This is a genomic window from Sphaerospermopsis reniformis (genome assembly GCF_005402885.1).
GTDB lineage: Bacteria > Cyanobacteriota > Cyanobacteriia > Cyanobacteriales > Nostocaceae > Sphaerospermopsis > Sphaerospermopsis kisseleviana.
This window is the reverse complement of sequence record NZ_BJCE01000066.1, coordinates 1-24,199: the sequence shown is the minus strand read 5'-3', so window position 1 is coordinate 24,199 and position 24,199 is coordinate 1. Positions and strand designations below refer to the sequence as shown.

Below are 24,199 nucleotides of genomic sequence, written 5' to 3'. Positions count from 1 at the left end.
GTCCCCAGTCCCCAGTCACCTGATATATTTGAAGATGAGCTAAAGGAAAAAAATAATGAATATATTTGGTATTGGTTTGCCAGAAATGGCTGTAATTATGGTAGTAGCTTTATTAATCTTTGGTCCTAAGAAACTACCAGAAATCGGTCGTAGTTTGGGTAAAACCATTCGCAGTTTCCAAGATGCTTCTAATGAGTTTCAAAACGAATTTAAGAAAGAAGCGGAAAAACTAGACCAACCTGTAAAAACCACTGCTGAACTCGAACCTAAACAAATAGAATCTACTAAACAGGATAATTCTGTCTAAAATTCTCCAAATTTCAGATTTATCCTCTAAATTAACCCAAAATCCAAAAATCGGATGACAGAAGCTGTTAAGCAACCTGCTTTGGTTATTCCCCAGTTAATAGTCGGGTTGGGGAATCCAGAGCCTAAGTATGATCAAACACGCCATAATATTGGTTTTGCGGCTATTGATGCTCTTGCCCACGCTTGGCAATTTTCTTTAACCGAAAATCGTAAGTTTCAAGGACATTTTGCAGAAGGTTTAGCACCTGGAGGCGGTAAAATTCGGCTTTTAAAACCGCTAACTTACATGAACCGTTCCGGGCAATCAGTCCAAGCGGTAACAAGTTGGTATAAAATACCTCCTGAATCTGTGTTAGTCATTTATGATGATATGGATTTACCGTTAGGAAAAACTCGCCTGCGTTTATCTGGTTCAGCAGGTGGACATAATGGGATGAAGAGTATTATTTCCCATTTAAATAGTCAAAACTTCCCCCGCTTACGCATCGGTATTGGTAAACCCAAAGGTGCAGCAAATGAGGATAATGCTGACACGGTTTCTCATGTTTTGGGAAAGTTCTCTGCTACAGAATCAAAATTAATGAATGTGGTTTTAGACTTTGTGGTTGAGTGTGCAGAACTCACCTTAAAGCAAGGTGTAGAAAAAGCCATGAACCGTTGTAATAGCTGGAGTGCTGAGGGATAGGAGTTAGGAGTCAGGAGTCAGGAGATCAAGGAGTCAGGAGATCAAGGAGTCAGGAGTCAGGAGTCAGGAGTCAGGAGATCAAGGAGTCAGGAGTCAGGAGTCAGGAGATCAAGGAGTCAGGAGTCAGGAGTCAGGAGTCAGGAGTCAGAAGGTAAATATTTCTCACCAGTCACCAGTCCCCAATCACCAGTCACCAGTCACCAGTCACCAGTCCCCAATCACCAATCACCAATCACCAATCACCAGTCACCAGTCACCAGTCACCAATCACCATTTTTGTTAGATGGAAAGCGATTTCCGCTAACTCCATCTAAGCAAGACAAAAGGCTTACGCACTAAGTTCCACCAATAAAATTACACCCCATCAGGGGTGTGTCGCAGCTTCCTGAATTATTTTAAGAACATGGTAAAGGTATTGTGCTTGATTTATAAGGATATCTCAAGCAATCCATTACTAAACCGAATAGGTTTATTTAAAACGGCGTTTCCGTCTAGCTGCGACTGCTTTACGTTTGCGCTTTTCCAGGGGGGTTTCAAAGTGACGATGATACTTTACGTCAGCCAAAATTCCAGCTTTGGAAACCTGGCGTTTAAACCGACGCAGGGCTGAATCTATTCCTTCGTTTTCTCCTAGAACCACTTGGGTCATTCTGGGTCTTTCCTCAATTTGTCAATTATCTCCATTGTAATATTAGCCGCAAACTTAGCAAAACTATATAGTGTCAAACGAGTTTGATCTTATTTTGGAATTAACTATCTTGCCCATTTAAGCTGATTCATAAATATTTTAAAATAATTAAAATTAATTAAAATTTTTACATCCTTAACTTGTAATTAAAACATAATTTAACAAAAATTAAGAAATAAATAACTTTCAATTAACCTTTTGCCGTGACTTCTCTTAACAATTACCCGTTTAAATGAGATCAAAATATATCTCAAACACTGAACTACTTATTCAGAGGTTTTATGGCTGGTAATCACGTCATTTTCATGCACCCAGATGGAACAAGTCCATCTCACTTTGCTTTTGCACGGTTTGTAGACCAAGGACCCGATGGGCGATTGAATTGGGATAAGATGTCTAATGCTGGTGTCTATCTGGGACACATGGAAGACCAGTTAGGTGGAACATCTAATGCTGGTGCTGTGACTCACGCTACAGGTGTTAAAGTTTACGCTGAATCCTTTGGCTTTGAACTGAATAATTTACCAATTACTTCTCTTTCAGGAACTAATAAAACCATTGTTGAAGAAGCCAGAGATGCAGGAAAAGTCACGGCTTTAGTGCAATCTGGAGCGATTTATGAGCCTGGTACAGCTGCTTTTGTTGCTAAGACACAGGAAATTCTCAACCCTGATGGCACTCGCACTGTACCCCGCGCTCAACAAGCGGCAATTGCCGAACAGGTGATCAGGTCAGGTGTTAACTTCATCATGGGTGGTGGTGAACTTAACTTATTACCAGTGGGTACTAGTGGTTTCCATGGTACTGCTGTCCAACTAAATGCTATTAGCACAAATTCTTTACACCGCCCCACGCAAAACCTGATTACACTAGCTCAAAGCTTGGATTATGTAGTTGTTTATACAGCAGATCAACTCAAATCCCTACTTGATTTAACTACAGCCCCAACAAAAGTGTTAGGTGTATTTGCACCTGTTCACACTTTTAACGATAGCGCAGAGGAAGTTTTAGCTGGACAGAATTTACCTCTGTATCGGCAAACAGCCCCAACTATTGCTGAAATGTTGGATGTCACCCAGAAGTTGATCGAAAAACACCCCAACTTTAACAAGGGTTCAATTACCATTGTGGAAGAAGAAGGTAGTGATAACTTCGGTAATGCCAACAATGCGGCTGGAACTTTAGAAGGTTTACGTCGTACAGATGCAGCCATTGGTGTAGCATTAGATTTCATCGAAAGACATCCTAACACCTTGATGTTGACGGCTGCTGATAGTGATGCTGGTGGTTTACAAGTAATAGACCGCACTAGTGCAACCGTAGGTACTGTTAATAATAACCCCACTACATCAAACCGCAACGTACCCTTAGATGGACAAACCGGTGCTGACACTGCGCCTTTCGTGGCTGCACCTGATGCAGATGGTGATGTGTTCAAGTTTGGTGTTGGTTGGTCAGGTACACCAGATTTTTCTGGTTCTATTGTTTCTAAAGCGCATGGTTTAAATGCAGATAAATTACCTGCAACTTTAGACAATACCAAAATTTATGAGTTGATGTATGAGACGCTGTTCAACGTTCAACTACCATCTCGTAACCCTGACCCCACACCAGCACCCAAAGCGACTCGACAGACGGGAAATGTAATTTTCATTCACCCGGATGGTACAAGTCCCTCTCACTTCATGGCACTTCGCAACATTGACAAAGGTCCTGATGGCAGATTGAATTGGGATAAAATGTCTGATGCGGGTGTTTACCTGGGACACATGGAAAACCAGTTAACTGGTACTTCCAACGCCGGGGCTGTAACTCATGCTACTGGTGTGAAGGTATTTAATGAATCCTTTGGTTTAAAAGAGGATAACACAACTATTACACCTGCTTCTGGTAAAGTTGGCTATACAATTTTAGAAGAAGCGATCGCTGCTGGTAAAGCAACAGCCCTCATTCAATCAGGTCACATTGGTGAACCTGGAACAGCCGCCTTTGCTGCTGCGACTACAAACCGCGTGGGCAATAACCTCCGCGCCCGTGATAAAACTGCCGAAATTGCTGAACAGGTAATTCGATCTGGCACTCAGATCATCATGGCAGGTGGCGAAGTTTACCTACTGCCCAAAGGTACTACAGGTTTCCACGTTACCGCCGCAATTGATGCTGCTTTCGCTGATGCCGAAGATCGTCCCACCACTAACCTGATTGATTTAGCAAAGTCCTTGGGCTATACTGTGGTCTACACAGAAGAGCAAATGAACACTGCCGTAGCAAGTGCTACTGCTTCCACAAAGTTACTCGGAGTTTTTGCTGCTAACCACACCTTTGACGATCGCCAGGAAGAACTATTAGGATTAAACACTGCTAATCCCTTACCTCTCTACCTAAACACTGCGCCTACAGTTGCAGAGATGCTAGAGGCATCTTTAAAAATTCTCAGCCAAGATCCTGAGGGTTTCTTTGTAGTTATTGAAGAAGAAGGTACGGATAACTTCGCTAATGACAACAATGCTGTAGGTACTGTGGAAGCTCTACGGCGGGCTGATGCAGCTATTGGTGTGGCAATGAATTATGTTAATACCAAAGATCCAAATACTTTAGTATTAACTGCCGCTGACAGTGATGCCGGTGGGATGCAGGTTTTCCAATTTGCTCCTTATCCTCGTCCTTCTGGTAACTCTACCACTGTTCCGGCTCTAGCAGATACTGAACCTAGTGCGCCATTTGTCCGCATCAACCCCACTACAACTAATACCAATCAGGCAGTTTTAGATGGTGTTAATGGTAGTACAGGCACAGTTGCAGATCCTTGGAGACCTTTCTCATCTGTGAATAGCATAGATGGACCAATGGGTAACTTTGGTGTTGCTTGGGTGGGTACTCCTGACTTCCCCGGTAGCATTGTTTCTAAAGCTTATGGGATGAATGCGGACAAATTACCCAGCACTCTGGACAATACTGAGATATATGATCTCATGTACAAGACTTTGTTCGGCGTGACTCCAGAACTTGCTGCTTCCCAACAAGAAACCCAATTAGTTTCAGGAACTCCTGATGCTGACAAATTAATTGCTGGTGCAGCTAATACTACCTTTGATGGTATCAATGATTCTGTGTTTACTGGTGCGGGAAATGATGAAGTAGACGCACAAACAGCAACTTCTCCCATTGCTGGCCGTAACCGTATCCATACTGGTAGTGGTATTGATACTATTGATGTAGGAAATGGCGATCGCGCTTTTGGTGGTAGTGGTAATGATGAACTAGACGCTACTGATGCTACTGGTTATCGTCTTTCTGGTGGTGCTGGAAATGACATCTTCTTCCTGGGCGCTAATGGTCGTGCTTTAGGTGGTGACGGTGATGATAAATTCTTTGTTCAAGAAGGTGGAAATAATATCATTTCCGGTGGTGCAGGTGCGGATCAGTTCTGGATCGTTAACGTTGATCTACCTACTGCTGCAAATACCATCCTTGACTTTAGCATGGGTACAGATGTTTTAGGTATTGCTGGTCAAGGTGCTAATTTTGGTTTTGATGATCTGACCTTGAGTGGTAATAATATTGCGATCGGTGCAACAACCGTGGTAATTTTGAATGGTGTTAACACTGCAAATTTAACTGCTGCTAACTTCGCTTTTAGTTAAAACCATTAGACATCTCCGAAAATTCAATGTAGAGACGTTGCATGCAACGTCTCTACAAGGGTTTTAAAAGACGCAAATTTAATTACCGGAAATGTCTATTAATAAGGGACAAAACATGAATACCGCACCCATTCTCAAAAATCCACTTTTAGATCAAGTAGTTAAGATCAATTCTACCTTTACATTTACACTACCTCAAAATACGTTCTCCGATGCAGACGCAGTTAATCCCTATAAAAACCTTGTCATCTTTGGTGACAGCCTCTCAGATACAGGTAATGCCTACAAAGCATCCGGTAATACCATTCCACCATCACCTAATTATCAAGGACGTGCTTCTAATGGCTTGATTTGGGTTGATTACCTTGCACCTAACTTACAATTTACAGATCAATCAATTCAAAACTACGCCTTTTTCGGCGCAGATACAGGAGTCAGCAACACTCTTGGTTCAATAACCATACCTGGTTTACTTACACAAATTCAGCAATTTAAAACTTCAAATGCCAACCCCATCGGTAAAGATGGACTTTATGTAATCTGGGCTGGTGCTAATGATTTTCTCAATCTTGCTACTGATCCTACTCAGGCTGTGACTAATGCTGATCCTACTCAGGCTGTGACTAATGCAGTTACTAATATTAGTAATGCAATTATAACTTTAGCAGGATTAGGCGCTAAAAAAATTGTAGTTGGCAATTTAGCAGATTTAGGTACGACCCCTGGAGTTATTGCTAGTAATAATGTAGCTAATGCCAGAGCAATTTCTAATGGCTTTAATACAGCTTTAAGTCAAGCTTTAAATAATTTAGAACCAGCCCTAAGTGTTGATTTATCTTTAGTAGATATCTTTGGTTTGAGTACAGCGTTTAGCACTAATCCTGCTAGTTACAAATTCACTAATATTACTCAGCCGCTAATTACTGCTACTAATCCAGTTAACCCTGATCAATATGGTTTTTGGGACGATGTTCATCCCACAACAAGAGGGCATCAGTTAATAAAAGATACATTTGAAAATACACTGCTTAATGATGGAGTAATTCCTGATTTAATTAAATATTCTGCCACCTTAGCTGATGGTAGTAGTTTACCAGATTGGCTGAATTTTAATACTACAACCCGCACCTTTAGCGGTACTCCCACTAATGATAATGTAGGGAATCTGAATGTTAAAGTCGCAGCTACAGATAAAGCTGGAGAAACTGTTAGTGATACTTTTACTATTAATGTCGTTAACAATAAAACCCCGATTGTAGGAACTCCAGGAGATGATAAATTAATTGCCACTCCTGGTAGTCAATTCGATGGTCAGAACAACATTGTCTTTACAGGTGCAGGAAATGATCAAGTAGATGTTCCTGCTGGGGGGGTTTTAGCAGGTAATAACCGTATCTTTACTGGTAGTGGTATTGATACTATTGATGTAGGAAATGGCGATCGCGCTTTTGGTGGTAGTGGTAATGATATACTAGACGCTACTGATGCTACTGGTTATCGTCTTTCTGGTGGTGCTGGAATTGATACTTTCTTCCTGGGCGCTAATGGTCGTGCTTTGGGTGGTGAAGGTGATGATATTTTCTATGTTCAAGAAGGTGGAAATAATATCATTTCCGGTGGTGCAGGTGCGGATCAATTTTGGATCGTTAATGTTGAGTTACCTACTGCTGCAAATACCATCCTTGATTTTACTATCGGTACAGATGTTTTAGGTATTGCTGGTCAAGGTGCTAATTTTGGTTTTGATGATCTGACCTTGAGTGGTAATAATATTGCGATCGGTGCAACAACCGTGGCAATTTTGAATGGTGTTAACACTGCAAATTTAACTGCTGCTAATTTCGCTTTTGTTTAAAACCATTAGACATCTCCGAAAATTCAATGTAGAGACGTTGCATGCAACGTCTCTACAAGGGTTTTAAAAGACGCAAATTTAATTACCGGAGATTTCTATTAATCTCTGTGTCTTCTGCGCCTGGAGTGGTTCGTTATTCATTATCTATTTCAATTGTTAATGCCAACTGATATAATTTATTCCGAGAAATTGATATTTCTTTTGCTAATTGTCTACTTGCTTGAGAACGAGAAGCACCTTGTTTCATCATTGCTAATAGTTCGGCTTTGAGTTCTGCTTCTGTAATTTGTGGTTTGCTGGGTTCTATTCCTGCCACTAACAGGGTATATTCTCCTTGGGGTTCTTTTTGTTGATAATGGGCGATCGCCTCTGCTATTGTTCCTCGCCAAAATTCTTCATATAATTTAGTTAATTCTCTAGCTATGACTATCTGGCGATCGCCGCCAAAAATATCACCTAAATCTTTTAATGTCTCCCGCAACCGATGGGGAGACTCATAAAAAACTAAAGTCCTAATTTCTGTTAACAAAGACTGTAAATATTCTCGTCTTTGTTGACTTTTTGCAGGTAAAAATCCATCAAATATAAACCGATTTGTGGGTAAACCAGAAGCACTTAAAGCGGTAATGGCAGCAGTCGCACTGGGAATAGGAACAACATCAATTTCTGCATCTACACAAGCTTTAATTAACTCATATCCCGGATCAGAAATTCCTGGCATTCCCGCATCACTAACTAATGCGATCGCTTTTCCATATTTTAAAGATTCTAATATTTCAGGAATGCGACTATTACGATTATGTTCATGATAACTCATTTGCGGTGTTTTAATTTGAAAATGTTGCAGCAATTTTCCTGTATGTCTGGTATCTTCAGCCGCAATCATATCTACAGATTGTAATATTCTCACCGCCCGAAAAGTCATATCTTCGAGATTTCCAATCGGTGTCCCAACAATGTATAATGTTCCTGGTTTGGGTTCAGTTGCCATAATTATTATTTTTTAGAAGACAACAGGTAGAAGGCTGTTTTTGTGTAAGCATTCAGCCGTCAGCTATCAGCAAACAACTAAAAAAAATCAATAAAATTTTGCTTATTTGATAACAAACCTTATAGCTGAAAGCTGATGACTGATTACTGATAGCTGAATGCTTGCTTAATTATTAATAAACTTCTCAAAAATTTCCCCAAAATCTTTTCTCACATAAGTTTCATGGGCATATTTTAACCAATTAAAAGCATACCAGTTAATAGCCTTAAACTGTTCTTCTGAAGTGGAAATATTAGTTGCTCTACCTACTGTACTAGAAGCAGTATTTAAGCTAGTTTGAGCATATTGGTAATAAACTCCATTTTCTTTTTGAATGGAAGAAATTTTTACCAATGCTTTGTATAAATCTTTTAAGGGAGCAATAAAATTTTTTGCCACATCAATAGAATAGGATTTATCCCCCATAACAAACTTAATTTCAATATCTAAATCTACCGTTCCTGCGGTTTCTAACCTTACATCTCTAATGATATTTTGACTGTAGCTATAACGATTTAGTAACCGTTTTTTGCTCATAGCAGAACTACCATCAAGATGGATTAATGCTAAATTTGTAAAACAGTATTCATCAGTTTTTGATTTAATCAAAAAGTAGATTTTTTCCCCTTCTTCGTGCATTACGTAATCATCACTATCAACCTTATTATAATCTTCTGGTTTAATCACAGCACCAATATCACTTAAACCCAGTGCGTCCATTGCCATGTTCTTAAACATAATTTCTGTTTCTCCTGTATAATTTTCCAATCACCAATCACCAATCACCAATGACTAAATCAGCTTTATTTGTCGGTTTAATTACTTTAGATTTAATTTACCTTGCCGAATCACCACCCCAGAACAATCAAAAATTAGTTGCTAATGATTATACTGTAGCAGCAGGTGGACCAGCAACCAACGCATCTGTTACATTTAGTTACTTGGGTAATAAATCTCAACTTTTAGGTGTTCTGGGTTCTCATTCCATGACACAATTAATTACTACAGATTTAGCAAATTACCAAATAAGAATAATTGACTTAGATCCTAATAAACAAACATCCCCACCAGTATCTTCAATCATTGTCACCCAAGGTACAGGAGAAAGAGCAGTAATTTCTATAAATGCCGTAAAAACCCAAGCTGATATTAACTCTATTCCTGATGATATATTAGATAATATTGATATTATTTTAATTGATGGACATCAAATGGCAGTAAGTAAAATAATTGCCGAAACAGCGAAAAATAAAAATAAAAATAAAAATAAAAATATTCCTGTTGTTATTGATGGAGGAAGTTGGAAAGCGGGTTTTGAAGAAATTTTACCTTTTGTAGATTATGCTATTTGTTCGGCTAACTTTTATCCTCCCAACTGCAAAAATCAAGCAGATATTTTTAATTATTTGCAAGGTTTTAACATCCCTTACATTGCCATTACTCATGGAGAAAAACCCATAGAATATTTAAGTAATAAAGAAAAAGGGTTGATCAATGTTCCCAAAATTAAAACCATTGATACATTAGGCGCGGGTGATATTTTTCATGGTGCTTTTTGTCATTATATCCTACAAAATAACTTTCCTCAATCCTTGGAATTAGCAAGTAATATTGCTGCGGAAGCTTGTAAATATTTTGGTTCACGTCGTTGGATGAAAAAATTATCAATTGTCAATTGTCAATTATCAATTGATCAGTAGGGTAGACATCTTGACTACCCCACAAGAATTTTTGATTAAATACTTCTAATCATTAATTGATAATAAACCAGGAGGAGGAGTAATTTCAATCCGCCGATTTTCCAAATCAACAACAGGAACAATTTCCATGACAAAAGGAATTAAAACAGTTTTTCCAGCTTTTTTTTCATCAAAAGCAGGATCAAACTTCACCTCTAATAAATCATGACCAGAAGGTAATAAATCTACAACTGTTCCGATTAAATCCCCAGATTCCTGCATGAAGACAGACAATCCTATTAAATCTATAACATGAAATTCCCCTTCTTCTAATTCAGGGCGATCGCTAATAGGGACAAACAACCGACAATCTCGCAGATTTTCCGCAGCAGTGCGATCGCTCACCCCTTCTAATTGAATCACATATAGATTCTTACCCTCAATATACCGCCCTTGTAACAACTCCACCGGTTGCGGTTCACACTCCCCTGGCCGCAACATCCAGCGAGTACCCGCCTCCTCAAACCGTTCCGGGAAATCAGTATTAGGATAAACCCGCACCTCCCCACCTAAACCTTGAGGTGCAACAATTTTACCAATCTCGATCCAGTCATCAAGATCGGGGACTGGGGACTGGGGACTGGGGACTGGGGACTGGGGACTGGGGACTGGGGACTTTTTCTTTTTTCCCCCTGCTCCCTGCTCCCTGCTCCCCTGCTTTCTTCTCTTCGTGTCCTTCGTGTCTTCGTGGTTCATTCCTCTTACACACTCACCGCTTCACGTTGATAAACCTGTTCTGCTACCTTAGCCAAACGCTGCATACCGATAGTAATTTCCTCATCACTACCAGTCAAACTGATACGCAGACATTGATGTTTGTGTTCCCATTCATCTTTTAAACCAGGGAAGAAACCACTACCAGGAACAATAATCACACCCACTTTCTTTAATTCCTGGTAAAATTCCCAGTCAGTCATCGGTAAATCTTGCAGCCACAACCAGCCAAAAATTGCACCTTCACCCCGATGTAAGAACCAAGGTAAATTTTTGGGCATTGCTGCTGCTAACGTACTTTCTAATACCTCAAACTTTTGCTGATAGAAAGGTCTAATCACATTTTCCGCAATATCCGCTAATGCACCTGATTCTATCGCACGAGCAGCGATCGCCTGACCATATCTAGAAGAATGTATCCCTGCATTAGTTTGGAAACACTCTAAAGCTTGCAGCAGTTTTTCATCACCGATAGCTACCCCCAGTCTTTCCCCTGGTAAACCTGCCTTGGATAAACTCATACAATGAAGAATGTTATCACCAAATACAGGTTTCATCTCTGTAAAATTTAACGCTGGGAAAGGAGGCGCATAAGCTGAGTCTATCAAAACTGGTACATTGTAAGGTGCAGCTAAAGCGGCGATTTTCTCAACCTCATCATTAGTTAAAACGTTACCTGTAGGGTTGCAAGGACGGGAGAAAATCACACAACCAGTATTTTCATTAATAGAAAGTTGGCTAAAATCAGGACGATATTTAAAACGATGATTGGCGCTGTCAATATCTAAAGTAGGTTTATAAGCAATTAACGCTTCTGGGCATAAACTCACCCCACCATAACCTGTATAATCTGGACTTAAAGGTAAAACAATTTCTTTTAAATCCCCATCATCAGTATAGCCACCGTAAGAGTTAGCAGCGTAGAAATAAATAGTTTGACTACCAGCAGTAACTAAAATATTCCGTTCTGTTAAATTTAAACCATAACGCTCGTTAAAATCCTTCACCATCACGGAAATGAAAGGTGCATAACCCTGAGAAGAACCGTAACGACAAACAACTTCACCATACTCAGAACTAGCTAATAAATCTGCGGTACAGTCACGCCATAACTGCTCAACCTCTGGTAAAATCAGGGGATTACCCGCACTCAAATTATACAATACCTGCCCCTGATTGGCTCGGAGTGTTTCATTAATATCTTTCATAATCGCTCTTACGCCAGTCAAGTTAGACATTTGAGTGCCGATTTTAGTAAGGGCAGGTTTCATCATGTTTGTTACAAAATAAAGGAATTGTTATTGAGATTTAGATTTTAACAAAATCTGCGAATCACCGTACCCGAAAATCATTGAAAAAACATTCAAAAATAATAACCCAAGTTGCTAGTTAGGAATAGGAGTCAGGAGTTAGAAGTAAATAATAAAACCCCAGTTTGTGAGACTGGGGGGTTTCTCTTGTAATCGGTACTAATGTACTATACGGTAATAGAGTTTGGCAAGCGATCGCTCAGAAAAAATCTTGAGTGAGTAGGTGACAGGTGACAGGTGACAGGTGACAGGTGACAGGTGACAGGTGACAGTAGTATTAACTTTAGATTAGATCAGTTAATTTAGGGGAGAAGTGAATAATGGAAGTGAAAGCAGCGATCGCTTACAGTGCAGGTAAACCGCTAACTATTGAAACCGTGCAACTCCAAGGACCACAAGCGGGGGAAGTATTGGTAGAAATTAAAGCTAGTGGAGTTTGTCATACTGATGCTTATACCCTTTCTGGTGCAGATCCAGAAGGTTTATTTCCCGCTATTTTAGGTCATGAAGGTGCTGGTGTGGTTGTGGAAGTGGGGGAAGGTGTCAAAAGTGTTAAACCCGGAGATCATGTCATTCCTTTATACACTCCCGAATGTCGGCAGTGTGCATATTGTTTAAGCTTTAAAACCAACCTCTGTCAAGCTATTCGCGCTACCCAAGGACGGGGAGTGATGCCCGATGGTACGAGTAGATTTAGTATTGGTGGTGACATGATTCATCATTATATGGGTACTTCTACTTTTGCTAATTATACGGTGTTACCAGAAATTGCAGTTGCTAAAATTCGGGAAGATGCGCCTTTTGATAAAGTTTGTTATATCGGATGTGGTGTAACTACGGGCATAGGTGCAGTTATTAATACAGCTAAAGTTGAACCTGGTGCAAATGTCGTAGTTTTCGGTTTGGGGGGAATAGGTTTAAATGTGATCCAAGGTGCGAAAATGGTTGGCGCGAATATGATTGTGGGTGTGGATATTAATCCCAATAAACGCGCCTTAGCTGAAAAATTTGGGATGACACATTTTGTTAATCCTAACGAAATTGAAGGTGATTTAGTTGCTTATTTAGTAGATTTAACTAAAGGTGGTGCTGACTATTCTTTTGAATGTATTGGTAATGTAAAAGTTATGCGTCAGGCTTTAGAATGTTGTCATAAAGGTTGGGGAGTAAGTGTTATTATTGGGGTAGCTGGTGCAGGTCAAGAAATTAGCACTCGTCCTTTTCAATTAGTAACTGGAAGAGTTTGGAAAGGTTCAGCTTTTGGCGGTGCAAGAGGGCGGACAGATGTACCGAAAATTGTAGATTGGTATATGGATGGAAAGATCAATATTGATGATTTAATTACTCATGTAATGCCCATTGAAAAAATTAATGATGCTTTTGATTTAATGCACAGAGGGGAATCAATAAGAAGTGTGGTGACATTTTAGGTAATGGGTAATTGGTGATTGGTAATTGGTAATTGGTAACAAATAATTATCTATGAACTTTCACCTGTCACCTGTCACCTGTCACCTGTCACCTGTCACCTATTCCATGATGTATATATTATAATTATTACAGTTCACCAGATTTTTGATTATGCAAATCCCTAAAATTCAACCAACCGCAGCAAACCTGAAAGATCATTTTCAAGATCATCTCTATGAAATTGACTTTTATCAATGGACTCAACAACAAGCTAACTTTCTACGACATCAACAATGGCATGATTTAGACTTATCAAATTTAATAGAGGAAATTGAATCTTTGGGTAGAAAGGAACGACAAGAATTAAGAAACCGTCTGAGTATTTTAATCGGACATTTATTAACATGGGAATATCAACCAGGTAAACGCAGTCGCAGTTGGTTAGCAACAATTCGCATTCAAAGAAGGGATATCTTAAAATTATTAAATGAAAATCCTAGTTTAAAATCTCAACTAGAAATATTGAACAGTGAAGCTTATGAAAATGGTAGAGATTTAGCATCAGGAGAAACAAACTTACCATTTTCAACATTTCCAGAACAATGTAATTATAGTTTAGATGAAATTGTCAAAGATAGCTTTTTACCCGGTGAACCTGCAACCGATGATTTAATAAAATAAACTTTATTTGGTAATTGGTAATTGGTAATTGGTAATTGGTTTATTAACTTTCCCCTGACTCCTGACTCCTGACTCCTGACTCCTGACTCCTGACTCCTGACTTATGGATCTTTTATGACAACAGAAAAAACAACCTGCTCGAAAATAAAAATTATCTTAGTAGAACCAGCAGGAGAATTAAATGTAGGTTCAATTGCCAGAGTAATGAAAAACTTTGGTTTATGTGATTTAATATTAGTAAACCCTCAGTGCGATCGCCTATCTTTTGAAGCCTTAAAAATGGCAGTTCACGCCAAAGAAATATTAGAAAATGCTGTCATAGTTGATACTTTACCAGAAGCATTAACAGGATGTACCCGTGCGATCGCTACCATAGGTAGAGATTATAGCGGAGAATTACCCTTAGAAAACCCCCGTCACGCCTTCCCCTGGTTATTAGCAGAACCAGAAAAACCCACAGCATTAATTTTTGGTAGAGAAGATCGGGGATTAACCAATCAAGAAATCAATTATGCCCAAAAGTTAGTATTTATTCCTACAAATCCCGAATACCCATCATTAAACTTAGCTACTGCGGTGTCAATCTGTTGTTACGAATTATCACAACTAGCGGAAAATTTTATCACCCAGAAAACACCGACAACAGAAACAGCACCCTTGGACACTGTAGAACCCTACTACCAGGAATTAGAATCTCTACTACTTGCCATAGGTTATCTTTATCCCCACACAGCAGCCAGTAGGATGGAAAAATTCCGCCATTTATATAACCGCGCCCACCTACAAACCACGGAAGTTGCTATGCTCAGAGGTATGATTAAACAAGTACAATGGGCAATTCAAAATTACAACAGCTTAGAAAACTCAGGACTATGATGGAACTATAGTCATCGGGTTTGACTTCTGAATTTATCATTTATCTGTGTAGGCAGGCAAGAGGCACTCATGCAAAAGGCTTTTAGAGAATTTTGGTGTACGGAGTTTTTTTCAATAATCAAATAGGAGTCCTATATATTTTTTAGATATCATCTTCCAAAAGCATTGATTATGACTTACACTAAACTGAAAAATGCTGCTTAGTAACAGAAGGGGTTCTGAGTATCAAGGTGCATAGTGTAGTTAGTTTTGGGTCGAAATTTGACAAACAAAACAGTCGAGTGGGTAACTAAGGAGTAGCAGTGTCAGAATCAAATGACAAACTAATAGCTGTCTCAAAACGGCAGTCTTCCCAGCGTCGTCGTACGCGTCCTGTTCAAAGCCAAGACCAAGGACAAGCCCAAAAACAGTCCCAAAAGGCAGGACAAAAACAAGCCAGGAAGCAACAGCATGGTGCAAACAGAGGGGAAACTGTAGCACTCACAAGGTTAAACAATCCTATCAGTTCTGCTAATGTTACAACTGAGGGGCGAAGACCATCAAGCCGGTTAGTCATGCCGACAGCTGTTAAACCCATCCCTAAACCAAAGGCAAATATGTCAACCAAAATGCCACAATCGGTTACAGGGAAATTAAAAACAGTGCGTGTAAAAAAGCAAGGCAAGCTAAAAGTAACCAGGCAATCATCACGGAAAACGCGATTAAAGCCAATGGCTAAGGCTGTATTGTATACCTTGCGTTTATTGATTGTTGGTATCGGACTAGGTGCAATTGTCGGCACGATATTATCAATATTAGACCCTGCTTATCGCATCATTACAACCTCTGCATCCCCATCTCAGACCAATATCACCCAATCTCATGCTAATAACCAAGCATCTGGTTCTGGTTTAGTCTTAGCTCAAGAAATTACCACTTTAAAATCTACTTTACAAAATCTAGCTACCGCCAACCCAAGTCTAACGCCTGGGGTTTTCATGGTAGATTTAGATACGGGTGGCTATGTAGATATTAATGCTAGTACAAGTTTTCCTGCTGCCAGCACCATCAAAATTCCGATTTTAGTAGCTTTTTTCCAAGATGTCGATGGGGGAAAAATTCGCTTGGATGAAATGCTGACTATGGAAAAAGAAATGGTGGCAGGAGGTTCTGGTAATTTACGCACCCAACCTGTGGGTAGTAAATACACAGCGTTGGATGTAGCCACAAAAATGATGACTATCAGTGATAACACTGCCACAAATATGCTCATTACCAGACTGGGAGGCCAGGAAGTATTAAATGGGCGTTTTCGCAGTTGGGGATTAACAACTACAGCTATTCGTAATATTTTACCAGATTTAGAAGGTACAAACACCACATCACCCAAAGAATTAGCAGATTTAATTGCTAAAGTGAATCAAGGTAATTTAGTCAGTATGCGATCGCGTGATTTAATGTTAGATATCATGCGTCGCACAGAAAGAAACACTCTCATACCTTCTGGGTTAGGAGAAGGAGCAAGAGCATATCATAAAACCGGTGATATTGGGACAATGTTAGGAGATGCAGGTTTAATTGATATCCCCACCGGTAAGCGTTACATTGCTGCTGTCATGGTAAAACGTCCTCATAATGATCCTGCTGCGGAAACACTGATTAGTTCTATTTCTCAAGCTGCTTACGAAAACTTTAGTCAAGCGAATGTCACACCCCCCACTCCTACAAATAATCCACCATCAACAAGTTTTCAACCACCAGTTCAACCAGTTCAACCAGTTCAACCAGTTCAACCTTTCATTCAACCTTTCATTCAACCCCAGGTAATGAGTCCAATACCACCCAATGGTATGGTTAATAATGTACCGATGGGTACTTATCAACCTCCTATGATGACTCCACAATATTATCCACCAAGATAGGAGTCAGGAGAATTTTAGATTTTAGATTTTGGATTTTGGATTTTAGATTAATCTATTACCAATTACCCATTACCCATTACCAATCACCAATTAATCATGACATCTACTCCTCCATCAATTCAATTTTTTGCAGGTTTATTTGAAGAACTGAGTAACGTGAGTTTACGAAGAGAAACCCGCACTGGTAAACGCATTGTTGTCATGCAATTTGAACAATTAAAAGCTTTGTCCGGTTTTAATAGTTTTACCAAACAGTCTTTAAATTCCCTATTATTAACAGATGAAGAAGGAGAAATTAGTGTTACTCCTACGGGAACAAAGTTTATTTTTGGTGGTGATGAAGGAGATGAATTAAAACGGGTAGATTGTAAATTTGAAGTAGAAAGAGAAGATCATTTTGCACGAATTATGCGTTTTTTGCACCGTTATGCTGATGCAAACGGAATGGAATATGGGGAAAAATAAAGGAGTCAGGAGTCAGGAGTCAGGAGTCAGGAGTCAGTAGTTAGAAGAAATGCAACCTGCAAGAACATTTGAAGATTTAATAGTCTGGCAAAAAGCACATCAATTTGTGTTAGGAGTATATCAATTAACAGCTAACTTTCCCAACACAGAAATATATGGACTTACTTCTCAGATTAGACGCGCATCAGTTTCTATCCCCGCAAATATCGCGGAAGGATTTAAGAAAAAAGGAGACGTAGATAAAGTAAGATTCATGAATATTGCACAAGCTTCTTTAGAAGAATGTAGATACTATCTTATTCTCACAGATGATTTAGGATATGGGAATACGTCAGAATTAATGCTGAAACTGCAAGAAGTTAGTAGATTATTAGATAGTTATGCAAAAGCTATTCTCAAAAATTCTACTTCATAACTTCTAGCTTCTTCTTATTCCTACCTCCTGACTCCTGACTCCTGACTCCTTATATTTTCTGATATCTCATTCCTGGAAGTTGAGAAACCAAACCCATTAATTCTAACTGTAACAAAGAACTAGAAACTAAACCCGCATCCATACCTGTTTTCTGCACAATAAAATCAAAAGGTAAAGATTCAACAGTTAAAATATCTATTACCTTTTGTAATTCTGGTTCTAATTTAGGAGTTTCTAATTTAGGAGTTTCTAATTTAGGAGTTTCTAATTTAGGAGTTTCTGGTTTAGGAGTTTCTAATTTAGGAGTTTCTGGTTTAGGAGTTTCTGGTTTAGGAGTTTCTAACTTAGTTTGAGTTGGTTGAGATAAAGGAAGAGAATTAAAAAGAGGAGTTTCTACATCTATTTGGGGAATAGCACCCAACATAATTAATAATTCATTTAATTGTTGATTTATTAAACCTGCACCTTGACTAATTAATTTTAAACATCCTTGCGAGGGTTCATCATCAACTCTTCCCGGTAAAGCGTAAACATCACGACAAAACTCATTTGCATAAGTTGCTGTTATTAAAGCACCTGATTTTGTTCCCGCTTCCATCACTAATACTGCACGACTTAAACCTGCAATAATACGATTTCTGCGCGGAAAATGAGTCCTGTTAGGTGTAGTTTTCGCAGGATATTCACTAATAACAATCCCAGATTTTAAAATTTGTTGATATAAATCTTTATTTTTCACAGGATATATAACATCTACACCAGTTCCTACAACCGCTATAGTTCTTCCTCCTGCTTTCATCGCTGCGGTGTGACTTTCCGTGTCTATTCCTTCGGCCATTCCCGAAACCACAGTAAAACCATTTTTAGCTAAAGCAGTGCTAATTTGACGAGTCCATTTTATTCCATATTCTGTAGGTTTACGAGTTCCCACTATACCTACCAAGGGTTTTTTTCCTGAATTTTCTTGTAAATCAACTTCACCACGATAATATAAAATTGCTGGTGGTGTGGGAATTTCTCTTAATAATTGGGGATATTCTAAATCTGCGGGTGTCCAGAAATTCGGGTTTATTTGTTGATGTTGAATCAGTAATTGTTCTGGGTTTATACGACTTCTTTGTTGTACAACTTTTTCTAAAGTTTGAAAACCAAAACCTTCGATTTTTCGTAATTCCGCAGGACTCGCTTTCCAAGCATTTTCTAATTTACCAAAATGCTGGTGTAATCGTTGTAATAATATTGGACCAATTCCCGAAATTTGCGACCAAGCTAACCAATATTTGCGATCTTCTATAGTAGACATTTTCAAAAAATCAACCTTTGCGTCTTTGCGTGAGATATTCTAATCTTTAACCCTTTGCTAATCTTTGATTCTTCAAATAATCAAAAACCGACTTATCACCAATATCTGCGGGAATATTTTGTACTGTTTTCCGCAACGCAAACACTAAAAAAGCAATTACCCAAATACCTAATAAAACCTGTTCTGCTTGAGTTGATAAAATTCCTGCTAAATGTCCTAATAATAAAAGTGGAACAAGGGGAGTTAAGATTTTCGTTTCTAACCGATTAAAACAAAATCCTTCTTTAAAGAAAATACCTGTTAAAGCAGCAAAAGTAAAACCCACACCAAATAATGTTAGTGGTTGATTATAAATAGTATTCGCAAAAGGTTGATGATCCAAATGTGCGAAAATTAAGGCAGAAATACTACCAATTATCCAGAAAAGTTGTAAAATTTGATGTAGCAACTTCATATATATGTGAATAGTTAATAAACTCACACCCAAAGCTAAACTAAAAACAGTGTAAAGAGGGGTAATAGCTTGAATAGCTAAGGGATAATCACCATAAAATAAAGCTAAATTACTAGCAATTGCAAAACTAATTGCTGCTATCATTAAACTGGTACGATAGATGATCACACCGATGCGATCGCCCTTAGTAATGGTAAATTCTCCAAACTGTCCTTGATAGACTTCTGGTGTAGGTTGTGGTTCTGGAGTAGATATTGATTGTGTAGTCATATTCAATAATAGAGGATATTGCTAACTGACTGCTATAGCTATTGTATTATGATATTGTGAATTTTTACATCATGAAAAACCCCATATCTGTATAATTCATCTTAACCCTGCTTATTAAGACAGGAGTTGGGGGGATCTGAAACTTTCCCTGTTTTCAGTAAAATTGCTATTAGCCATGATTTAATATATGTATATGATTATCTGGGTAGAGGGGTGAATCGGATGATTGGTAGAATCATTGCAGCACGATACAAAATCATCAGTAAGATAGGACAGGGTACATTTGGTACAACTTATTTAGCGGAAGATACCCAAGTACCCCCACCAAGTGAATGTGTAGTTAAACATTTTACACCATCAAGCACCGAACCGGAAACAATAAAAAAATCTCAAGAATTATTTGCACGGGAAGCTACAATCCTGCATCAACTAGGTAAACATCCACAAATACCCCGACTTTTAGCTTATCCCCAAGAAAACCAAGATTTTTTTATAGTTCAAGAATATATAGCAGGATATGATTTAAAACAAGAAATTCGTCCTAATATTCCGTTGAAGGAAGATGTTGTAATTCAATTATTAACAGATATTTTAGAAGTTTTAGTATTTATTCATGAACAGGAAGTAATTCATCGAGATTTAAAACCGGAAAATATTAGAAGAAGACAAAAAGATCAGAAAATAGTCATCATTGATTTTGGTGCAGTCAAACAAATCAGCACTCAATATTTAGAAAATCAACAACCACAAAATCCTACTACAATTGGTACTCGTGGGTATACACCAATAGAACAACAAATAGGAGCAACTAAATTTAGCAGTGATATTTATGCTGTAGGAATGATTGGTATTCAAGCACTCACAGGTAAACATCCTATAAATTTAGAAAGAGATCAAGAAGCAAAATTAATTTGGCGTGATTTTGTGAACGTTAGTGATCGATTTGCTAATTTTTTAGATAAAATGGTAGAATACAATCACACAAACCGTTATGCTGATGCAACAGAAGCATTAACAGCATTACAGCAAATCTCACAACAACAAATTTATCATCATCAACTTGATAATCAATCTAATGATGAATCCACTACAATTACAATAGGTACAAAGTTTAATCCCTTACTTCTGAAAATTGCATCTGTAGGATTAGGTATATTAGTGACAGGAATTATTATTTTTGTATTTATTAACAGTTCTCGTCCTGAATGTGATGGAAAGTTAGCAACCTATCAAAACAGAGAATATAATATCAATCTGGAATATCCAGAATGTTGGCCTCAAGATGCAACACCAAATGCTTTAGATGATAAACTTGTGACATTTATTCACCCTCGAAAACATTCAAGATTGATAATTAGTAGTTTTCCTTATTTAGAAACTTTAGATCAGCTGCAAAACTTTCAAGAACAGGATATAACTGATAATTTAACAGATGGGAAAGTCACAACAAGAGATACATATTTTTTTAGTGGGAAACAAGGAAGAAAAATCATTGCAACTGGTAGAAACGGTGATGAAAAAATCAAGAATATGTATGTAATGACTTTGAAAGAAAATAAAGCTTATGTGATTATTTATTCAGCAGAAGAAAATGAATATGACAAGTTTTTAAACACTGTAGAAATGATAATTCAATCAATAGAAATCGAATAATTCTCGTTCCCAGTCTCAGACTGGGAATGCAAAACGTGAGTCTCTGACTCACAACATGGTAAAATGATATTGATGATTTTTGTCTGAATCAGGACACCCTTCGGGAAGTCAAAAGTCAAAAGTCAAAAGTCAAAAGTCAGAATTAGGACTTACGCAAGATGTGACTGAAAACCTTATTCTTGCGTAGGGGTAATTCATGAATTACCCCTACTTTCGTTCCCTTTTGCGTAAGTCCTGAGAATTTTTTTGTCTGAATATTCCTCAAAAACCCCTTGACATTTTTCTAGTTTCGGTTATCATAATATTATAGTGGGAATCCGTGTCGCCAGATATAGTAATCAACTAAAATCACAAAGTCATAAACAACCATCAATGTTAAAAATCCTGGTGCAAAGATAGCCAAATTCATTTTTTCCTCCTTTTAAAGAATGACAAATCAAGTCAGAAATAGGTAATCTAACATCCTGTGAATCCTGATTCAGATAAAGTTTCGCGCAGAGACGCAAAGGAGCAAAGTCGCAAAGGAAAAGAAGAAATTGAAAAATCACATCCTGTACATCCTTAAATCCTGGACATCCTGATTCAGACAAACTATTATTGTTGTAATTTTCTAATTCTATCTTGGGCTATTCTCAACCAGTATTCATTACCTCCTTGTTGTTGATATAGTTTCACAGCTTGCTGAAAATCTGCTATAGCACCTTGCTTATCTCCTAAATCATTACGGGCATTTCCCCGGTTGTAGTAGGCATCGGCATCGTTAGGATTAATCTTGATAGCTTGGTTGTAATCTGATATAGCACCTTGCTTATCTCCTAATTCCTTACGGACATTTCCCCGGTTGTTGTAGGCTCGGGCATCGTTAGGATTAATCTTGATAGCTTGGTTGTAATCTGATATAGCACCTTGCTTATCTCCTAATTCCTTACGGACATTTCCCCGGCCGATGTAGGCATTGGCATAGTTAGGATTAATCTTGATAGCTTGGTTGTAATCATCTATAGCACCTTGCTTATCTCCTAATTCCTTACGGACAATTCCCCGGTTGATGTAGGCATTGGCATAGTTAGGATTAAACTTGATAGCTTGGTTGTAATCATCTATAGCACCTTGCTTATCTCCTAAATCATCACGGACAATTCCCCGGTTGTAGTAGGCATCGGCATAGTTAGGATTAATCTTGATAGCTTGGTTGTAATCATCTATAGCACCTTGCTTATCTCCTAAATCATTACGGGCATTTCCCCGGCCGATGTAGGCTTGGGCATAGTTAGGATTAATCTTGATAGCTTCAGTATAAGCTACTATTGCCCCACGATTATCACCTTTGTTTTGTTTATCCAAACCTAAAGCAAAATAATCATCAACATTTAACCTCACAGTGGGAGGTTTAGCAGTTACACCCGTTGAAAGCCTGATAAAAGTATTAATAGGAACACCAGCATATCTATTTAAATTCCTATTTTCAAACTCATCACCCCGGCCATGAATACCTATTACCTCACCTTGCTGGTTTAACACTGGTCCCCCACTCATACCCTTGACAGTCTGGTTAGTATAAACCAAATTATAACCACCATCCACAGTCACCTGTTTAGCATTAGCGGAAACTTCCCCATTAAAACAGTCGTAAAGCGGAGTAGGAACATTTCCTGTTGGGGGACGAAAACCACCGACATAAACATTATCCCGACGTTGCACCACATCAGAATTACCCAACTTCGCTATTTGATAACTTCTATTACTGCTAAACTGCACTACCGTTAAATCTACCGCAGTTCCCAGAGGTTTGATATTCTGCACATTAATGGGATAACGTTGTCCATCAGGGGTGACAATGGTATATCTTAAATTCTGATCTCGGAAATTATGAAAAGCGGTGAGAACAGAATAAGTATTCCCATCTTTTTTGATTAAAGTTCCCGAACCATTGTATTTACCATTATCAATTAAAACGGTGATTTTTTCGGCTATGGCATCTATTTCTTTACTGCATGATAAACCCTGGGCGGTTGCTGGTGGTGTCAGGGTGAGGGAGGTGAGGATAAATAAGGTGGGAAGAGTATATTTATAGTGCATATTATTTTTATTTGTCTGAATCAGGACACCCTTCGGGAAGTCAAAAGTCAAAAGTCAAAGGTCAAAAAATTAATGATATTTAGAGTTTTGAGGATTTACAGGATGTGATTGTTAAATTTATGGTTTGATTTTGGGTGTTTTTTTGTCTGTGTTTACTCCTTAGTCAATGCTGATATATTCATCCCAAGGACTAAAAACATTAACAGACGAAAAAGCAAAATCACTAATATTACGAGTAACAATGATCAGATTATTTTCAGATGCAGTCGCAGCGATTAAACTGTTGACAAGGTTGTTTTTTGACATATTCAGAAATAACACAAGTATCTAATAAATAAGTCATAATGAAATATCTCTACTTGTGTCTTTATCTCTTGTAAATAATGTTTCATTTTCTTCTAATTCAGGTAAAAGCAGAAATTCTGATAATTTCATCTGAGACTTATCTGATTGAGAAACTTTAATTTCTTCTAACTCACATAACCAACGTTGAAGAATAGTCTTTTGTTCTTCTATTGGCAAAGTTTCCACCGTTTCTATAACTTTTTGAAGTAATTCTGTTGTCATAATCATAGCAGGGAATAAAAGTATTTAGGGGTTGCTGAGAAAGTCTTTCCGTGAGGGCATAGGAGTCAGGAGTCAGGAGTCAGGAGTCAGGAGTCAGGAGGAGATTTGAAAATTTCTTTGCCATCTCTTGAAATCCCAAAAAATGCACACT

At 38.3% G+C, this 24,199-nt stretch carries 22 protein-coding genes; 12 read left to right on the top strand and 10 right to left on the bottom strand.

Annotated features, from left to right (window positions below):
- Positions 1-55: 55 nt before the first annotated feature.
- Complete coding sequence (locus FFR48_RS11570; protein WP_137667466.1) at positions 56-307, top strand: TatA/E family twin arginine-targeting protein translocase; 252 nt, start codon at positions 56-58, stop codon at positions 305-307.
- Positions 308-361: 54 nt separating this feature from the next.
- Positions 362-994 carry an aminoacyl-tRNA hydrolase gene (pth, locus tag FFR48_RS11565; RefSeq protein WP_096566037.1) on the top strand — a complete coding sequence of 211 codons (633 nt, stop codon included), beginning with the start codon at positions 362-364 and terminating at the stop codon, positions 992-994.
- Positions 995-1,463: 469 nt separating this feature from the next.
- On the opposite strand, the gene rpsU is transcribed toward pth, so the two are convergent.
- Positions 1,464-1,643 carry a 30S ribosomal protein S21 gene (gene rpsU, locus FFR48_RS11560; protein WP_008226419.1) on the bottom strand — a complete coding sequence of 60 codons (180 nt, stop codon included), beginning with the start codon at positions 1,641-1,643 and terminating at the stop codon, positions 1,464-1,466.
- A gap of 320 nt (positions 1,644-1,963) precedes the next feature.
- Between rpsU and FFR48_RS11555 the strand changes: the two genes are divergently transcribed.
- Positions 1,964-5,326 (top strand): alkaline phosphatase, encoded by a 3,363-nt coding sequence (locus tag FFR48_RS11555; protein ID WP_137667465.1) that lies wholly within the window; start codon positions 1,964-1,966, stop codon positions 5,324-5,326.
- A 91-nt stretch (positions 5,327-5,417) separates the two neighbouring features.
- A complete protein-coding gene (locus FFR48_RS11550) occupies positions 5,418-7,181 on the top strand; it encodes an SGNH/GDSL hydrolase family protein (protein ID WP_137667464.1) in 1,764 nt (587 codons plus the stop codon).
- A gap of 133 nt (positions 7,182-7,314) precedes the next feature.
- Here the strand turns inward: FFR48_RS11550 and rsmI are convergent, their stop codons facing one another.
- Together rsmI and FFR48_RS11540 are read right to left on the bottom strand one after the other, a co-directional pair.
- The gene (rsmI, locus tag FFR48_RS11545) at positions 7,315-8,172 is read right to left on the bottom strand and encodes a 16S rRNA (cytidine(1402)-2'-O)-methyltransferase (protein WP_137667463.1); all 858 of its coding nucleotides are present in this window, start codon (positions 8,170-8,172) and stop codon (positions 7,315-7,317) included.
- Positions 8,173-8,337: 165 nt separating this feature from the next.
- Positions 8,338-8,979, bottom strand: coding sequence for a PH domain-containing protein (locus FFR48_RS11540; protein WP_236104057.1), 642 nt, complete (start codon positions 8,977-8,979; stop codon positions 8,338-8,340).
- A gap of 20 nt (positions 8,980-8,999) precedes the next feature.
- Here FFR48_RS11540 and FFR48_RS11535 point away from each other — a divergent pair, with 20 nt between their 5' ends.
- A complete protein-coding gene (locus FFR48_RS11535) occupies positions 9,000-9,911 on the top strand; it encodes a sugar kinase (protein ID WP_137667462.1) in 912 nt (303 codons plus the stop codon).
- A gap of 45 nt (positions 9,912-9,956) precedes the next feature.
- Here FFR48_RS11535 and rimM read toward each other — a convergent pair whose 3' ends face one another.
- Positions 9,957-10,646: a ribosome maturation factor RimM gene (gene rimM / locus FFR48_RS11530; protein WP_137667461.1), complete on the bottom strand. Its 690-nt coding sequence runs from the start codon at positions 10,644-10,646 to the stop codon at positions 9,957-9,959.
- 5 nt (positions 10,647-10,651) lie between these two features.
- On the bottom strand, positions 10,652-11,935 hold the full coding sequence (locus FFR48_RS11525; protein ID WP_137667467.1) for a valine--pyruvate transaminase: 1,284 nt from the start codon (positions 11,933-11,935) through the stop codon (positions 10,652-10,654).
- Positions 11,936-12,294: 359 nt separating this feature from the next.
- Between FFR48_RS11525 and FFR48_RS11520 the strand changes: the two genes are divergently transcribed.
- From FFR48_RS11520 to FFR48_RS11495, 6 genes are all read left to right on the top strand, one after another.
- A complete protein-coding gene (locus FFR48_RS11520) occupies positions 12,295-13,404 on the top strand; it encodes an S-(hydroxymethyl)glutathione dehydrogenase/class III alcohol dehydrogenase (protein ID WP_137667460.1) in 1,110 nt (369 codons plus the stop codon).
- Positions 13,405-13,555: 151 nt separating this feature from the next.
- Positions 13,556-14,065 carry a DUF29 domain-containing protein gene (locus FFR48_RS11515; RefSeq protein ID WP_137667459.1) on the top strand — a complete coding sequence of 170 codons (510 nt, stop codon included), beginning with the start codon at positions 13,556-13,558 and terminating at the stop codon, positions 14,063-14,065.
- Between the two features lie 114 nt (positions 14,066-14,179).
- On the top strand, positions 14,180-14,941 hold the full coding sequence (locus FFR48_RS11510) for an RNA methyltransferase (RefSeq protein ID WP_096566051.1): 762 nt from the start codon (positions 14,180-14,182) through the stop codon (positions 14,939-14,941).
- Positions 14,942-15,243: 302 nt separating this feature from the next.
- Entirely contained in the window at positions 15,244-16,842 is a 1,599-nt protein-coding gene (locus FFR48_RS11505; protein ID WP_137667458.1) for a serine hydrolase, read from the top strand.
- 96 nt (positions 16,843-16,938) lie between these two features.
- On the top strand, positions 16,939-17,307 hold the full coding sequence (gene psb28 / locus FFR48_RS11500; RefSeq protein WP_096566054.1) for a photosystem II reaction center protein Psb28: 369 nt from the start codon (positions 16,939-16,941) through the stop codon (positions 17,305-17,307).
- Between the two features lie 49 nt (positions 17,308-17,356).
- Positions 17,357-17,722: a four helix bundle protein gene (locus tag FFR48_RS11495; RefSeq protein WP_137667457.1), complete on the top strand. Its 366-nt coding sequence runs from the start codon at positions 17,357-17,359 to the stop codon at positions 17,720-17,722.
- A gap of 49 nt (positions 17,723-17,771) precedes the next feature.
- Here the strand turns inward: FFR48_RS11495 and dprA are convergent, their stop codons facing one another.
- Together dprA and FFR48_RS11485 are read right to left on the bottom strand one after the other, a co-directional pair.
- On the bottom strand, positions 17,772-19,025 hold the full coding sequence (gene dprA / locus FFR48_RS11490) for a DNA-processing protein DprA (RefSeq protein ID WP_236104056.1): 1,254 nt from the start codon (positions 19,023-19,025) through the stop codon (positions 17,772-17,774).
- A gap of 46 nt (positions 19,026-19,071) precedes the next feature.
- Positions 19,072-19,749: a DUF2301 domain-containing membrane protein gene (locus FFR48_RS11485; protein WP_137667456.1), complete on the bottom strand. Its 678-nt coding sequence runs from the start codon at positions 19,747-19,749 to the stop codon at positions 19,072-19,074.
- Positions 19,750-19,971: 222 nt separating this feature from the next.
- On the opposite strand from FFR48_RS11485, the gene FFR48_RS11480 reads away from it, so the two are divergent.
- Positions 19,972-21,402 (top strand): serine/threonine-protein kinase, encoded by a 1,431-nt coding sequence (locus tag FFR48_RS11480; RefSeq protein WP_137667455.1) that lies wholly within the window; start codon positions 19,972-19,974, stop codon positions 21,400-21,402.
- Positions 21,403-21,996: 594 nt separating this feature from the next.
- On the opposite strand, the gene FFR48_RS11475 is transcribed toward FFR48_RS11480, so the two are convergent.
- The 3 genes from FFR48_RS11475 to FFR48_RS11465 form a co-directional block, all read right to left on the bottom strand.
- A complete protein-coding gene (locus FFR48_RS11475) occupies positions 21,997-23,481 on the bottom strand; it encodes a tetratricopeptide repeat-containing S1 family peptidase (RefSeq protein ID WP_137667454.1) in 1,485 nt (494 codons plus the stop codon).
- 159 nt (positions 23,482-23,640) lie between these two features.
- On the bottom strand, positions 23,641-23,787 hold the full coding sequence (locus tag FFR48_RS11470; RefSeq protein ID WP_190347868.1) for a PIN domain-containing protein: 147 nt from the start codon (positions 23,785-23,787) through the stop codon (positions 23,641-23,643).
- A gap of 33 nt (positions 23,788-23,820) precedes the next feature.
- Positions 23,821-24,048: a hypothetical protein gene (locus FFR48_RS11465; protein ID WP_137667453.1), complete on the bottom strand. Its 228-nt coding sequence runs from the start codon at positions 24,046-24,048 to the stop codon at positions 23,821-23,823.
- Positions 24,049-24,199: the final 151 nt, after the last annotated feature.

What these genes read in the sequence shown, in the direction of transcription:
- FFR48_RS11570 (WP_137667466.1), top strand. Translation starts at nt 56, where the DNA reads ATGAATATATTTGGTATTGGTTTGCCAGAAATGGCTGTAATTATGGTA.
- pth (WP_096566037.1), top strand. Translation starts at nt 362, where the DNA reads ATGACAGAAGCTGTTAAGCAACCTGCTTTGGTTATTCCCCAGTTAATA.
- rpsU (WP_008226419.1), bottom strand. Translation starts at nt 1,643, where the DNA reads ATGACCCAAGTGGTTCTAGGAGAAAACGAAGGAATAGATTCAGCCCTG.
- FFR48_RS11555 (WP_137667465.1), top strand. Translation starts at nt 1,964, where the DNA reads ATGGCTGGTAATCACGTCATTTTCATGCACCCAGATGGAACAAGTCCA.
- FFR48_RS11550 (WP_137667464.1), top strand. Translation starts at nt 5,418, where the DNA reads ATGTCTATTAATAAGGGACAAAACATGAATACCGCACCCATTCTCAAA.
- rsmI (WP_137667463.1), bottom strand. Translation starts at nt 8,172, where the DNA reads ATGGCAACTGAACCCAAACCAGGAACATTATACATTGTTGGGACACCG.
- FFR48_RS11535 (WP_137667462.1), top strand. Translation starts at nt 9,000, where the DNA reads ATGACTAAATCAGCTTTATTTGTCGGTTTAATTACTTTAGATTTAATT.
- rimM (WP_137667461.1), bottom strand. Translation starts at nt 10,646, where the DNA reads ATGAACCACGAAGACACGAAGGACACGAAGAGAAGAAAGCAGGGGAGC.
- FFR48_RS11525 (WP_137667467.1), bottom strand. Translation starts at nt 11,935, where the DNA reads ATGAAACCTGCCCTTACTAAAATCGGCACTCAAATGTCTAACTTGACT.
- FFR48_RS11520 (WP_137667460.1), top strand. Translation starts at nt 12,295, where the DNA reads ATGGAAGTGAAAGCAGCGATCGCTTACAGTGCAGGTAAACCGCTAACT.
- FFR48_RS11515 (WP_137667459.1), top strand. Translation starts at nt 13,556, where the DNA reads ATGCAAATCCCTAAAATTCAACCAACCGCAGCAAACCTGAAAGATCAT.
- FFR48_RS11510 (WP_096566051.1), top strand. Translation starts at nt 14,180, where the DNA reads ATGACAACAGAAAAAACAACCTGCTCGAAAATAAAAATTATCTTAGTA.
- psb28 (WP_096566054.1), top strand. Translation starts at nt 16,939, where the DNA reads ATGACATCTACTCCTCCATCAATTCAATTTTTTGCAGGTTTATTTGAA.
- FFR48_RS11495 (WP_137667457.1), top strand. Translation starts at nt 17,357, where the DNA reads ATGCAACCTGCAAGAACATTTGAAGATTTAATAGTCTGGCAAAAAGCA.
- dprA (WP_236104056.1), bottom strand. Translation starts at nt 19,025, where the DNA reads ATGTCTACTATAGAAGATCGCAAATATTGGTTAGCTTGGTCGCAAATT.
- FFR48_RS11485 (WP_137667456.1), bottom strand. Translation starts at nt 19,749, where the DNA reads ATGACTACACAATCAATATCTACTCCAGAACCACAACCTACACCAGAA.
- FFR48_RS11480 (WP_137667455.1), top strand. Translation starts at nt 19,972, where the DNA reads ATGATTGGTAGAATCATTGCAGCACGATACAAAATCATCAGTAAGATA.
- FFR48_RS11475 (WP_137667454.1), bottom strand. Translation starts at nt 23,481, where the DNA reads ATGCACTATAAATATACTCTTCCCACCTTATTTATCCTCACCTCCCTC.
- FFR48_RS11470 (WP_190347868.1), bottom strand. Translation starts at nt 23,787, where the DNA reads ATGTCAAAAAACAACCTTGTCAACAGTTTAATCGCTGCGACTGCATCT.
- FFR48_RS11465 (WP_137667453.1), bottom strand. Translation starts at nt 24,048, where the DNA reads ATGACAACAGAATTACTTCAAAAAGTTATAGAAACGGTGGAAACTTTG.